Source organism: Streptomyces sp. NPDC058812 (genome assembly GCF_042744565.1).
GTDB classification, from domain to species: Bacteria; Actinomycetota; Actinomycetes; order Streptomycetales; family Streptomycetaceae; genus Streptomyces; species Streptomyces thinghirensis.
This window is the reverse complement of sequence record NZ_JBHYOB010000005.1, coordinates 116,315-129,248: the sequence shown is the minus strand read 5'-3', so window position 1 is coordinate 129,248 and position 12,934 is coordinate 116,315. Positions and strand designations below refer to the sequence as shown.

General features: G+C 72.4%; 9 protein-coding genes and 1 pseudogene. 1 reads left to right on the top strand and 9 read right to left on the bottom strand.

The window, feature by feature from the left end; all coding sequences use genetic code 11:
* Genes ACFW48_RS12430 through ACFW48_RS12420 form a run of 3 tightly spaced genes read right to left on the bottom strand, consistent with a single transcriptional unit; the run spans position 1 to position 2,407 of the window.
* On the bottom strand, positions 1-1,329 hold the full coding sequence (locus ACFW48_RS12430; protein ID WP_386313356.1) for an ATP-binding protein: 1,329 nt from the start codon (positions 1,327-1,329) through the stop codon (positions 1-3).
* Positions 1,326-2,015, bottom strand: coding sequence for a response regulator transcription factor (locus ACFW48_RS12425; protein WP_386313354.1), 690 nt, complete (start codon positions 2,013-2,015; stop codon positions 1,326-1,328). Before ACFW48_RS12425 ends, ACFW48_RS12430 begins: the two co-directional genes overlap by 4 nt.
* Before the next feature lie 53 nt (positions 2,016-2,068).
* Complete coding sequence (locus ACFW48_RS12420) at positions 2,069-2,407, bottom strand: hypothetical protein (protein WP_386313352.1); 339 nt, start codon at positions 2,405-2,407, stop codon at positions 2,069-2,071.
* On the opposite strand from ACFW48_RS12420, the gene ACFW48_RS12415 reads away from it, so the two are divergent.
* The gene (locus ACFW48_RS12415) at positions 2,400-2,621 is read left to right on the top strand and encodes a hypothetical protein (protein ID WP_386313350.1); all 222 of its coding nucleotides are present in this window, start codon (positions 2,400-2,402) and stop codon (positions 2,619-2,621) included. The genes ACFW48_RS12420 and ACFW48_RS12415 overlap by 8 nt on opposite strands.
* Before the next feature lie 69 nt (positions 2,622-2,690).
* Here the strand turns inward: ACFW48_RS12415 and ACFW48_RS12410 are convergent, their stop codons facing one another.
* The 6 genes and pseudogenes from ACFW48_RS12410 to ACFW48_RS12385 all read right to left on the bottom strand — a co-directional run bounded on the left by ACFW48_RS12410 (position 2,691) and on the right by ACFW48_RS12385 (position 12,788).
* Complete coding sequence (locus tag ACFW48_RS12410; RefSeq protein WP_386313348.1) at positions 2,691-4,361, bottom strand: cellulase family glycosylhydrolase; 1,671 nt, start codon at positions 4,359-4,361, stop codon at positions 2,691-2,693.
* Between the two features lie 187 nt (positions 4,362-4,548).
* Complete coding sequence (locus ACFW48_RS12405) at positions 4,549-6,321, bottom strand: ThuA domain-containing protein (RefSeq protein WP_386313345.1); 1,773 nt, start codon at positions 6,319-6,321, stop codon at positions 4,549-4,551.
* A 17-nt stretch (positions 6,322-6,338) separates the two neighbouring features.
* Positions 6,339-9,203: a PQQ-dependent sugar dehydrogenase gene (locus tag ACFW48_RS12400; RefSeq protein WP_386313343.1), complete on the bottom strand. Its 2,865-nt coding sequence runs from the start codon at positions 9,201-9,203 to the stop codon at positions 6,339-6,341.
* A 620-nt stretch (positions 9,204-9,823) separates the two neighbouring features.
* A complete protein-coding gene (locus ACFW48_RS12395; protein WP_386313964.1) occupies positions 9,824-10,273 on the bottom strand; it encodes a class F sortase in 450 nt (149 codons plus the stop codon).
* Positions 10,274-10,735: 462 nt separating this feature from the next.
* Positions 10,736-11,098, bottom strand: a pseudogene (locus tag ACFW48_RS12390) (fasciclin domain-containing protein); the annotation flags it as partial.
* Between the two features lie 58 nt (positions 11,099-11,156).
* Complete coding sequence (locus ACFW48_RS12385; RefSeq protein ID WP_386313341.1) at positions 11,157-12,788, bottom strand: sulfite oxidase; 1,632 nt, start codon at positions 12,786-12,788, stop codon at positions 11,157-11,159.
* Positions 12,789-12,934: the final 146 nt, after the last annotated feature.

The following is a 12,934-nucleotide window of genomic DNA, read 5'->3' as shown; positions in this document are numbered from 1 at the left end:
TCACCGCACCCCGCCTCCGGCGCCGCTCGCGCCGGCGAGTACGAACGACACCCGCACCCGCGCGCCGCCCAGTGGCCCGCGGGTGATCGTCAGTTCGCCGTCGGCCGCGCGGGCCGCCCGGGCCACGATGTCCAGGCCCAGGCCGGTAGAGCCGCCGACGCTGACGCCCCGGGTGAGCGCGGCCTCGGGGTCCGCCACGCCCGGGCCCGCGTCGTCGACCGTGAGGAACACGTGCCCGTCCGCCCGCTCCACGCGGACGGCGAAGCCGGTGCCCTGCGGGGTGTGCCGGAAGACGTTGCCGATCAGGGCGTCGACGACGGCCGCGAGGTCGTCCTCGGGGAAGGCGACCGGCGCCGGGCGCGGGGTCAGGGAGCGCTCGTACGGCCGGCCCTGCTGGGTGGCGAGGACCGACCAGAAGTCCAGGCGCATGGCGACCACCTCGGCGACGTCGCACGGCTTCGCCGGGCCCGCTCCCGCACCGTCGTGCTGCACCGCGGCCAGGGGCGTGCGCGCGGCCGCGATGATCGAGTCGAGCTCGCCCTCCAGCTGGCCGGCCGCTTCCGTGACCCGCCGGGCACTCGGGGTCGCGCCCATCCGGTCGGCCTCCAGGTAGAGGGCGGTCAGCGGGGTGCGCAGCCGGTGCGAGAGGTCGGCGACCAGTTCGCGTTCGACGGCGAGCAGGTCGACGACCCGGTCCGCCATGGTGTTGAACGCCACACCGGCTTCCTGGAGCTCGGGCGGGCCGTCCGGTTCGACCCGTACGTCCAGGTTGCCGGAGCCGAGGGCGAGCGAGGCGCGCTTGAGGCCGCGGGAGGAGCGCACGACGCGGGCGCCGAGCCGGTCGGCGACGAGCACCGAGCCGCCGACCAGGCCCAGCGCGAGCAGGGCCATGACTCCCCACGACGCGGCCACGCCCCTGGTGAGGTCCGCGGCGGGCACGTAGGCCTCCACGACCGCGACCCGGTCGCCCCGCAGGACGACGGGCTGGAGGTAGACCCAGCCGTCCGCGGTGTCGACGGCGAGCGTCTCACGCCCCCGCACGGCCCGGTCGAGCGCGTCCTCGGGCGCGTGCGGGGTCCCGACGAAACTGCCGTCGGGCAGCCGTACGACGAGCTGGTCGGAGGAGCCCAACTCGGCGACGGCCTGCTGCACGTCGGCGCGCCGGGTGGTGAGGGCGAGCACCGGGGAGAGGGCCGAGGCGCGCTGCTCGGCGGCGGTGGTGACCCGGTCCCGGGCCTGTTCGCGGACGAGGAGGGCGAGCGGGATGAGGAACGACAGCGCCACCATGGAGGTGACGGCCAGGGCGATCCCGGCGAGGGCACGTCTCATGGCGAGCTGACCAACTTGATGCCGATACCGCGCACGGTGTGGAGGTAGCGGGGCTTTCGCGCCTTCTCCCCCATTTTGCGGCGGAGTGCGGAGAGGTGGACGTCCACCGTCTGGTCCTCCACGTACGGCTGCTGCCACACCTCGGCGAGTATCCGCTGCCTGGATATGACCTGGTCGGCGTTGGCGGCCAGGTAGGCGAGCAGGTCGAACTCGCGGCGGGTGAGGGCCAGTTCCCGGCCGGCGAGGTGTGCGGTGCGCCCGGTGAGGTCGATGCGCAGGTCGGCGACCTGGACGACGGGCCGCCGCGCGGCGCGGACGTCGGCGGGGACGGAGCGGCGCAGCACGGCGGCGAGCCGGGCAGCGAGCTGCCCGCCGGAGAAGGGCTTGACCATGTAGTCGTCGGCCCCGGCGTTGAGCAGTCGGATGATCTCCGTGTCGTCGTCGCGGGCGGTGGCGACCAGCACCGGGACGCGGGAGATGCCCCGGATCATCCGCAGCACGTCCAGCCCGTCGAGGTCGGGCAGCCCGAGGTCGAGCACCACGATGTCCGGAGGGCTCTGGGTGATGTCGCGCAACGCCTCGAAACCCTGGTGTGCGGTCTTCACCGCGTAGCCGTGTCCGGTCAGGACCTCGATCAGCGCGGCCCGGATCACAGGGTCGTCCTCGACGACAAGTACGGAGGCCATGGGCAGGCACGTTAGCCGGTCCGTCACTATGGTGTCGTGTCCCGCCTTCTGCGCTACCTGATCATCTGGCTGTCGTGCACGGCAGCCAGTGTCACGGCTGTCATCATCACGATCCACTTCGTGGTGGGCTCGACGCGGCCGACCGCGCCGGTCGCGCAGTCGGCGCCGAAGGAGCACCCGGCGTCCCCCCGGCCCACACCGTCCAAGACCGCGAAGCCCTCCCCCAGCCCGTCGCCGACCAGCCGGAAGCCCAGCCCGACACCGTCCCGTACGAGTGAGAAGCCGCCCGAGCCGAGCCCGACGCCGACGCCGGCCGCCCGCACCACACCCCCGCCCTCTCCGACGGGCGGGGGCGACCCGGGCTGCGAGGAGGGCGGGGCCGGTGTGTACACGGTGCCGTCCGAGGGCGGCAAGGCGACCGTGCGGTTCGGCGGCAGCGGGGTGTGCCTGGTCTCTGCCGTACCGAACCAGGGCTTCACGGTGAGTACGGAACAGAGCGGGCCGCGGACGCTGACGGTGACCTTCTCGGCGAGCCGTCACCGGTCGGAGATCACCGCGACGACGCGGCCGCGGAGCCAGGCCGACGTCCGCGAGGTGTCGTGGTGACGCCCCCGGCGCGCACACCCCGGTACCGTCCGGCGGCGGACGGCCGCCGCCGGGCGGTGGGCCGTACGGTCACGTCGTGACGCAGGCGGTCCCGTTCAGGCTGAACCCGGTCGGGGCGGTGTTGGTGCTGCCCTTCCCGCCGGTGAACCCGAGGGTGACCGTGCCGCCGGCGGGGATGGTGGAGGTGTAGGAGGCGGGGGCGACGCTGACCGCGCCGGCGCTCTGGGTCGGGGTGCCTCCCCACATGTTCGTGATCGTCTGGCCGTCGGCGAATGCGAAGTCGAGCGTCCACGGGCTGATGGGCGCGGTGCCGGTGTTGCGGACGCTGATCTCGCCCTGGAAGCCGCCCGGCCACTCGCCCACGACGCGGTATCCGACGGAGCACGCGGTGCCGGGGGCGCTGCCGCCTTCCTCGGTGGTGACGTCCACGGTGGCGGAACGGGCCGAGCGGTTGCCCGCCGCGTCGCGGGCGTAGACGGCGAAGGTGTACGTGGTGTCGGCGGTGAGGCCCGCCACGGTGGCGGTGTTGGTGGTGGAGGCGGCGACCTCGGTCTCGGCACCGTCACCGACCCGGACGACGTCGTAGCCGGTGACGCCCACGTTGTCGGTGGCGGCGGTCCAGCCGAGGGTGACGGTGGTGTCCGTGGTGGCGGTGGCGGTCGGGGCGCCCGGCGTGGTCGGGGCCTGGGTGTCGTCCGGGTCGCCACCGTCGTAGACCGTGGCCTCTTTCGAGGTCCGGGCGATGCCGTTGGCGCCGTGGAAGATGCGCTCGCCCCAGGAGCTGAGCCGGCTGGGGTCGAAGTCGAGGGCGAGGTCGAGCACCGGGTCGGTGTTGCCGCTCCAGGACCAGGCCAGGTAGCCCAGGCTGAGTTGTTCCGCGGTGGCCATCATGGTGTCCTCGTCCGGGTCGCCCCACTGGTCGGCGGGACCGCCGAACTCGCCGATGAGGATGGGCAGTCCGGCGTCGACGAAGGCGTTCAGGTAGTCGGTGATCTCCTCGGCGGTGTCGTAGACGCTGTACATGTGGATCGAGAAGATCAGGTTGCCGGTGGGGTCCGCGTCGTAGACGGACTGGGCGTTCGCCCGCATGACTCCCTGCCAGTCCTGGCCCCAGTTGGGCGCGTCGACCATGATCGTGTGCTGGAAGCCGGCGGCGCGCAGCTTCTCGACCGCCGCGATGGTCGGCTCGGTCCAGCCCGCGGGGTCGGTGTTGCCCCAGGGCTCGTTGCCGATGTTGACGACGACGTAGTCCTCTTCGCCGGCCAGCACGTCCTTGAGGCCGATCCAGTAGTCGGCGGCGTGGTCGAGCGTGCCGGCGGCGGCTTCCTCGCCGTAGCCGGTGGTGTCGTGCACCTCCAGTACGCAGATCAGCCGGTTCGCCTTGCACTGGTCGACGACGGCGGCCACGTCCTCGGGGCTGTTCTCGCTCCAGCGGTGACCGTCGGAGAGGACGACCCGGACGGTGTTGGCGCCCAGCGCCTTGACGTCCGCCAGTGACTGGGTCTCGCCGGGGTACCAGGTGTGGGCGTGGTTGACCCCGCGCATGACGAAGTCGTTGCCGTTGCCTTCCAGCAGCCGGCCGTCACTGATGTGCAGGCCGGTGGCCCGGGCGCCGGGCGACTGGGCGAGTGCGGCGGCCGGGAAGAGGGCACCGACGACGACCAGGCCGACGAGGGCGGCCAGTCCGGTCAGCAGGCGGGTCAGGGGGCTCTTCGGTGTGTCGCGTCTTGCTGTGCGCACGGCGACTCCATGACTGAGTAGTGCGGACACGAAGGACAACGAGGTGTGGGAGCGCTCCCATAAACTCATCGCACCGCGTACACGTCAAGTCATCGAACGGAAAACGCTTGCCACCTGCCATGGCTCACCGACCGGCCGCCCGTTTCCGGGCGGCCGGTCGGCCGGCGTCACTCACCTCGCGGCGCTGTCAGGGCAGGGTCCACTTCTGGTTGGGGCCGGTGTGGCAGGTCCACAGGTGGACGGGCGTCCCGTCGTTCCAGGTGCCGCCCGACGCGTCCAGGCACTTGCCCGACTGCGGATTGCGCACCGTCCCGTCCGACTGGGCCGCCCACTTCTGCGCACCCGTGCCGTTGCACGTCCAGAGCTGGATCCGCGTCCCGTCCGCGCTGCCACCACCGGACACGTCCAGGCACTTGCCCAGCGCCTTCAGCGTCCCGTCACCGCCGACCGTCCACTCCTGCGCCGCACTCCCGTTGCACGTCCAGACCTGCACCTCCGTACCGTCCGCCGTGCCCGCGTTGTCCACGTCCAGGCACTTGCCGCCGACCCCGGTGACCGGACCCGATCGCGGGCCCGGCGTGCCGGCCTGCTTGACGCGGATGTCGCGGAAGGCCACCTCGTCGCCGTCTCCGTGGTTCTGGAGTCCGATGTGTCCCTGCCGCAGGCTCCGTGCCGGGTCGGTGTTGGTGAAGTCGTTGATCTTCACGCCGTTGAGGAAGATCTCCAGCCGCTCTCCGGTGACGCGGAGTTCGTACGTGTTCCACTCCCCCGGCGGGTTCAGCGCGGCGTCGCGTGCGGGGAGGTCCGCCGACTTGAAGCCGTAGACGGCGCCCGTGGTGCGGTCGGCCGCGTCCGTGGCGTCGATCTGGATCTCGTAGCCGTTGTTCACCGCCGACCAGGGGTCGTCGGAGGCCGGGAAGCCCACGAAGACACCGGAGTTGTCGTCCCCGGACGCCTTCCAGTCCAGCTTGAGGGAGTAGTCGCCGGTGAACTCCTCGGCGGAGTACCAGAGCATGCCCAGTCCGCCGTGGGAGGTGAGGGTGCCGTCGGCGAGGGTGAACCCCCCGGGGCCGGCCTGCTGCCAGCCGGTGGTGCCGGAGCCGTCGAACAGGGGCGTGTAGCCGCTCTCCGGGCGGCAGTCGGCGTTGGTCATCCCGGCCGCCCAGCGGATGCCGCCGAGCAGGTGCCGGCGGAAGGCCGGGTCGGTGTAGGACTCGTCGGTGTGGCCGCCGCCGGTGTAGAAGGCCCGGCCGCCCTCGTAGTCCTTGCACCAGGCGATCGGGTGGTCGCCGTTCATGTTCCCGCCCGCGTAGCTGGTCTCGTCGAGCGAGGCCAGGACATGGGCGGTGGTGCGCGGGTTGGTGCGGTAGTTGTACCACTCGTCGGTCCGCTGCCAGGTGCCGCCGAGGTGCGCGGTGGCGTCGTGCGCCCGGTCCTCGATCTCGACGGTGGCGGACTGGATGGCCGGGTGTGAGTGGAAGAGGGCGCCGGCCAGTCCCTCGTAGAAGGGCCAGTCGTACTCGGTGTCGGCGGCGGCGTGGATGCCGACGTATCCACCGCCGGCGTTGACGTAACTCTCGAACGCCGTCTGCTGGGCGTCGCCCAGCACGTCGCCGGTCGTCGACAGGAAGACGACCGCCTTGTACTGGGCGAGGTTCCCGGTGGTGAAGGTCCCCGGGTCCTCGGTGGCGTCCACGGTGAAGTTGTTCGCCGTGCCGAGGTCGCGCAGCGCCGTGATGCCGTCGTCGATCGAGGAGTGACGGAAGCCCGCCGTCCGGGAGAAGACGAGGATCTTGTACGCCGGGTCCGCCGCGGCCTGTGCCGCGGTGTCCGGGCCCGCCTGGGCGGTGGTGCGGACGGTGTCGCCGGCGGCGGCACCGGGATGGGCCGCGGCCTGCGGGGCCACGCACAGCATGGCGCCGGCGAACAGACCGAGGGCCGCTTTCAGATGGTTACGCATGTACGGTCGCCTCCTCTCTACGGAAGGGTCCACTTCTGGTTGGGGCCGGTGTGGCAGGTCCACAGGTGGACGGGCGTCCCGTCGTTCCAGGTGCCGCCCGACGCGTCCAGGCACTTGCCCGACTGCGGATTGCGCACCGTCCCGTCCGACTGGGCCGCCCACTTCTGCGCACCCGTGCCGTTGCACGTCCAGAGCTGGATCCGCGTCCCGTCCGCGCTGCCACCACCGGACACGTCCAGGCACTTGCCCAACGCCTTCAGCGTCCCGTCACCGCCGACCGTCCACTCCTGCGCCGCACTCCCGTTGCACGTCCAGACCTGCACCTCCGTACCGTCCGCCGTGCCCGCGTTGTCCACGTCCAGGCACCTGCCGCCGACCCCGGCGACCGGACCCGTGCGGGTGCCGCCTCCCGTCGTGCCGAACGAGAACTCGTCCACGTCGAACAGCGAGCCGGCGCCGCCCTTGAAGACGAGGTGGAGGGTCGTGGAGCCGGCCGGCTGGTTGCTCAGTGCGGCCGTCACGTCCTGGAAGGTCTCCCAGCCGCCGGTCACCGGCACCGTCGCCGTGCCGAGCAGGGTGCCGGTCGGGGATCCGGCGCGCACCTCGATCGTCCCGCCGGTGCCCGCCGAGGAGACCCGGGCGGTGAAGGCGGTGGTGTTGTCGAGGGCGTACGGCCGGAAGGAGATCCAGTCGCCGTTCTCGATGTGGCCGACCGTCCTGCCGCCGTGCGCGGGGGCGTGGGTGACGACCTGGACGCCCGCGGAGTCGCCGTAGTGCTCGGCCTGCCGGTGGCTGGGCTGGGTGATGTGCTGGTCGTGGGTGGTGAGGGCGGGCTGGCCGTTCGCGCCCCGGTCGGTGTACTCGGCGTCGATGACGCCGAAGATGTTGGCGTTGGGATCGTGTTCACCGTCCGCCAGCGTGCGGAGGGTGCCGGTGCAGCCGGTGGCCGAGGTCTGCGGGTGTCCGTGGCTGTCGTGGCCGATGATGAAGGTGACCTTCACCTTGGCGCAGTCGACGGCGCCGTCCTCGGGGTCGGTCACCGTCACCTCGAACGGGATCGCGGCGCCGAAGTCGTAGACGCGTCCGTCGGTGGGCAGCTCGATCCGCACGGTGGGAGCGGTGTTGCCGACGGTGATCTGGACGGAGGCGGTGGCGGACTTGCCGGTCGTGTCCGTGACCTTCAGGGTGGCCGTGTACTGGCCGTTGGCGGTGTACGTGTGGGAGGGGTCGGCCGCGGTGGAGGTCGCGCCGTCGCCGAAGTCCCAGGCGTGGGTGAGGGCGTCGCCGTCCGCGTCGGAGCTGCCGGCGGAGGAGAAGGTCACCGCGAGGGGCGCGGTGCCGGAGGTGGTGTTCGCCTTGGCCTGGGCCACCGGGGCGTGGCCGCCGGTGACGTGCTCGATGCGGTACAGGGCGGAGTTGGCGTCGCCGTTGAAGTAGCCGGTGCCGTAGTCGAGGACGTAGAGGGCGCCGTCCGGGCCGAAGGCCATGTCCATCACCTGGGTGCCGCTCCAGGGGAAGGAGTTGATGGACTGCACGGTTCCGTCGCCGCCGGTCTCGATGCGCTTGATCCAGCGGCGGCCGAACTCGCCGGCGAAGAAGTCGCCGTCGTACGCCTCGGGGAACTTCACCTCGGAGGTGGAGTCCGCGTCGTAGCGGTAGACGGGTCCGCCCATGGGCGACTCGGACCCGCCGCCGAACTCCGGTACGGAGCCGCCGTCGTAGGGGATCCAGGCGGGCTGGGCCGGCGGCAGTTCGGTCAGGCCGGTGTTGCGCGGCGAGGTGTTCCTGGGCGCGGCGCAGTCGAACGCGGCGCCCGCGCCGCCGGTGGCGAAGTCGTGGTCGACGTAGGCGTCGTTCTCACCGGTGCAGTACGGCCAGCCGAAGTTGCCGGCCTTGGTGATCCGGTTGAACTCGACCTGTCCGGCGGGGCCCCGGGAGGCGTTGGCGGTGCCCGCGTCGGGGCCGTAGTCACCGACGTAGACGGTGCCCGTGGTCTTGTCGACGCTCATCCGGAAGGGGTTGCGGAAGCCCATGGCGTAGATCTCGGGCCGGGTCCTGGCGGTGCCGGGCGCGAAGAGGTTGCCCGACGGGATGCCGTACGACCCGTCGGCGTTCACCTTGATCCGCAGGATCTTGCCGCGCAGGTCGTTGGTGTTGCCCGACGAACGCTGGGCGTCGTAGCCGGGGTTGCGCGAGGCGCGCTCGTCGATGGGGGTGTAGCCGTCCGAGGCGAAGGGGTTGGTGTCGTCGCCCGTGGACAGGTACAGGTTGCCCGCCGCGTCGAAGTCGATGTCGCCGCCGACGTGGCAGCACAGGCCGCGGGAGGCGGGCACGTCGAGGATCTTCTTCTCGCTGCCCGGGTCCAGGGTGCCGTCGGTCTTCAGGACGAACCGCGACAGGCGGTTGACCCCGTCGAACGGGGCGAAGTCGGCAGCCGCGCCGTCCGCCGGGGCGTCACCGCCCGGTGTGGAGAGCTTGGGCGCGTAGTAGAGGTAGATGTGGCGATTGGACGTGAAGTCCGGGTCCACGGCGACGCCCTGCATGCCCTCCTCGTCGTGGCTGTAGACGTCCAGCTTGCCCGCCACGGTCGTGGTGCCCGCGGCGTTGGTCAGCCGCACGGTCCCGTCACGCGACGTGTGCAGGACCGAGCGGTCCGGCAGGACCGCCATCGTCATGGGCTCGCCCGTCTCGGCCACGCCCTTGGCGAGGGTGACCTGTTGGAACTCCTCGGCGGCCGCGGCCGCGGGCCCGCCGCCCGGGTCGGCCGGGGCGGCGGCCGGGGCGGCGGCGGCCGGGCTCATCGGCAGCGCCAGGGCGATGGCACCTGCCAGGGCCGGCAGTAAGGAGCGGACACGTCTGTGTCCGAGCGGTCTCGTGCGCACAGAGTTCTCCCGGAGAGTGAGGGGTGGCGGCAGGCGTGCGAGGCCTGCCGTGAGGGAGTACGGGCGCGCGCCGTCGCGCCGTCGAGCCCGGTCGAGAGGTCTATGACCGGTTCATTTCAAGGAAGTTAGCGGCCTTGGTCCGCACCTGTAACCCCTTTCGCGCAAGATCTCGATTCTTCTTCCGCCAGGGGGACAAAGTGTCGTGTGCATCGGAGCGGCCGGCGCGGACACCGTGCCGTGCGCACGCGGCGCTGAGGCCGGGCAGATGCCCGGCCCCAGCGCCTCATGACGGGACGCGCGCCAGTGGCGGCAGTCCCCGTGTCCCTTCTCCCACTTCTTCTCCCAGTGGCCGTTCTTCCACTCGCAGCGGTCGTGGTGGTCACCGGTGACCACGGTCGCCGCCGACGTGGGTGCCGGTGCGACGTTCGCCGTACCCGCCATGCCCAGCGTGGCGCCGCCGGCGAGCAGCCCGGTGGCGGCGAGGCCCACGACGGCCCGGCGGATGCCGAGGGATGACGCCATTCGGCTCACCTCCTTCACAGACGGTGTCGAACGCGTCCTTGCACAAGCCATTCGAAGCGGTCGGCGACGCGGATGAGCGGGACGCCGAGAACTTCCTCCTAGTCGGTGCGGGCGAGCTGGTCGGTGTGGGCGAGCGTCGCGTACACGACGATGTTGTCGGCGTACCGGCGCTCGGCGGTGGAGCAGTCACCGGCGCAGGTGATGAGCCGGAGGCCGGCGTGGTCCAGGTCGCGGTAGACCTCGACGGTGGGGAACTCGTCCTTCGGGTACTGCTCGACCCAGTCCACGGTGAAGGTCGCGGTGCGGCCGTCCTTCCGGTCGACGGTGACGGTGTCGCCGGGGGCGAGTTCGCCCAGGCGGTAGAAGACCGACCGGTCGCCGTCCCAGGTGACGTGCCCGGCGATGACGGCGGGGCCGCGCTGCCCCGGCGCGGGTCCGGGCGGGTACCAGCCGGCCAGGCCGGGATCGCGCGGGGTCTGCATCGCGCCGTCGTCGTCACGCCCGAGATCCTCCAGTGCGGAGGAGACACCGATGGCCGGGGCGGTCACCCTGGTGGGCGCGGACCGGGGAAGAGCGGCGGCCGGGCCGACGTGACCGGCGTCGTGCCGGTGCTCTTCCGGCGTGGGGCCGGTGCTCTGCCGGTCGCCTTCCGGCACCGAGCCGGTGCTCTGCGGCGCCGGGCCGGTGCTCTGCGCGCCGGGCCGGTGCTCTGCGGCGCCGGGCCGGTGGAGACGCGGGCCCCCGGCCCGGCCGGTGCGGTGACCGACGGGGCCGGAGGTGCCCCGCGGGAGTCCTCGGCGCCGCGCCACAGGCCCGCGGCCAGGGCGGCGCCGGAGAACACCGCGATCACCGCGCAGACGAGCAGCGGCGGGCGCCGCCGGGACGGCCCGCGGTGCACCGGGCGGCCCGGTCCGCGCCCGCGAGCTGCGCACCGGGGCGCGGGACCAGGACCGGCCCTTCGACGCGGACGCCGAGGAGGTCGAGGAGCGGGAGGAGCATCGCGTGGTCTTCGGCGCGAACACCGTGATGTTCTCGGCGTTGTTCAGCGTGTCGACCGGACCGGCCTTCTTCACCGCCGTCACCAGCGTGGACAGCGCCGGGTTGTTCGAGGCGGCGGTGGCGACCGGGTCCTTGGCCATGCCGTCGAGGGAACCGGCACCGTCCTTCGGCACCGACGAACACGCCGGACCGAACGGCTCGTCCGTGCCGGCCGTGTCGCCGCCGGCGTCCGCGTCGGTGGCGGCGTCGACGTCGACGTCGGCGGACTGGTCGTCGGCTGCCGCGGGGGCCGAGGAGGCCGCCTGGGCGGAGTCCGACGAGCCGCTGTCGCCGTCGTCGGAGCAGGCACTCAGCGTGAGCGGCAGGGCGGCCAGCGCGGCGACGGCGCGGCGACTGCCGCCCGAGCGGGGGAAGGGTGGTTGGCCTTGTGAGTCACTCGACCGTCACCACGACGGAGTGCCATCCACTGGCGCCGTCGGGAACGGTGCGGGTGCGCTTCTCGGTCTGCACCTCGCCGGTGCGGTCGGTCGCCCGCACGGTGAGGGTGTGGCCCCCCTTGGCGGCCTGCCAGGCGTAGGACCACTGGCGCCAGGTGTCGCGCGAGTCCTCGGCCGCGAGAGTGGCCTCCTGCCAGGGCCCGTCGTCGACGCGGACCTCGACCTTGTCGATGCCGCGGTGCTGGGCCCAGGCGACGCCGGCCACCATCACCGCGCCCGCCCTCGGCCGGGCGAACGGCTTCGGGGTGTCGATCCGGGACTGGGTCTTGATCGGGGCCTCGCGGGCCCAGTCGCGCTTGACCCAGTAGGAGTCGTACGCGTCGAACGTGGTCAGCTCGATGTCCTTGATCCACTTGCAGGCGGACACGTATCCGTACAGGCCGGGGACGAGCATGCGGACGGGAAACCCGTGGTCGAACGGCAGCGGTCGGCCGTTCATGCCGACGGCGAGCATCGCGTCGCGGCCATCCATGACGTCCTCGACCGGGCTGCCGATCGTCATGCCGTCCACGGAGCGGGCCACCAGCTGATCGGCGGGGCCGCCCGCCGACGGGGGCCGTACGCCGCACTCCTCCAGCAGGTCGTCGAGCCGGACGCCGATCCAGCGGGCGTTGCCGACGTACGGGCCGCCGACCTCGTTGGACACACAGGTCAGGGTGATGTCCCGCTCGATCAGCTCGCGGCGCAGCAGGGCGTCGAAGGTCAGGGTCTTCTCCCTGGTGACCCCCTTGCCGTGGATGCGCAACCGCCAGGCCGTGGCGTCCACCTTGGGGACCACCAGGGCGGTGTCCACCCGGTAGAAGTCGCCGTTGGGCGTGGTGAACGGGCTGACACCGGCGACCCTGACCTGTGCGCCCCGGGGCACCGCGGGGGCGCGTGAGTCGGGCGGAGGCAGGTCGATGTTCTTGCGGGAGGCCACGGCCTCCTGGCCGCTGGAACCGTTCAGGAACCGGCCCAGTACGCCCGCCCCGGCCGAGGCGGCGGCAGCGGCGGTCGCCGCGATCACGAAACCGCGCCGGTCCCAGCCTTCGCCGTGCCCTCGCGGTGCCGCTTCCGGTGCTTCCGGTTCTTCCGGTGCTTCCGGCACGTTTCGGGGTGGCGCCAGGAGGCGGCCGACGAGGACGTAGAGGAGCCCCGCGCCGACGATCGCCCCCAGGACTGACGGGAGGGCGTCGGTGACGCTGGTGGAGTCGGGCCGGCTGGTGGCCGCCGCCGCTCCGACGGCCCCGAAGACCAGGACCCCCGCGGCCCCGGTCCGCCGGTGGTGGAGGGCGAGGACACCGAGGGCCAGGGCGAACAGCGACAGGACGGCGAGGATGCCGAGTTGGAGGATCAGCTTGTCGTTGGTGCCGAAGTTGCGGATCGCCCAGTCCTTCACGGCGATCGGCGTACGGTCGATGGCGGCCCCGCCGACCGCGACGACCGGGCCGGCCTGTGGACGTACCGCCGCCGCCACCAGTTCGGCGACGGCGAGCGCGGCGCCACCCGCAAGGAGACCACTCAGCGCACCCAGCCCGAGCCGTGTGCCTGTCCCCGGATTCAGCGGTTTCTTCTCTTCGTCGCTCACGTCGGTAATCCGGTCCCGCGCGGTCGGCGGATTGGCCCGGAAGCCAATGGAATGCAATTGCCTTCCGGACCGATCCACGCGTTCACCGGCCACGGATCATTCCGCTCGCCTCAGTGGTCCGGTCCCCGGCCGCCGGGGAGGTGTCG

What these genes read in the sequence shown, in the direction of transcription:
- ACFW48_RS12430 (WP_386313356.1), bottom strand. Translation starts at nt 1,329, where the DNA reads ATGAGACGTGCCCTCGCCGGGATCGCCCTGGCCGTCACCTCCATGGTG.
- ACFW48_RS12425 (WP_386313354.1), bottom strand. Translation starts at nt 2,015, where the DNA reads ATGGCCTCCGTACTTGTCGTCGAGGACGACCCTGTGATCCGGGCCGCG.
- ACFW48_RS12405 (WP_386313345.1), bottom strand. Translation starts at nt 6,321, where the DNA reads ATGCGTAACCATCTGAAAGCGGCCCTCGGTCTGTTCGCCGGCGCCATG.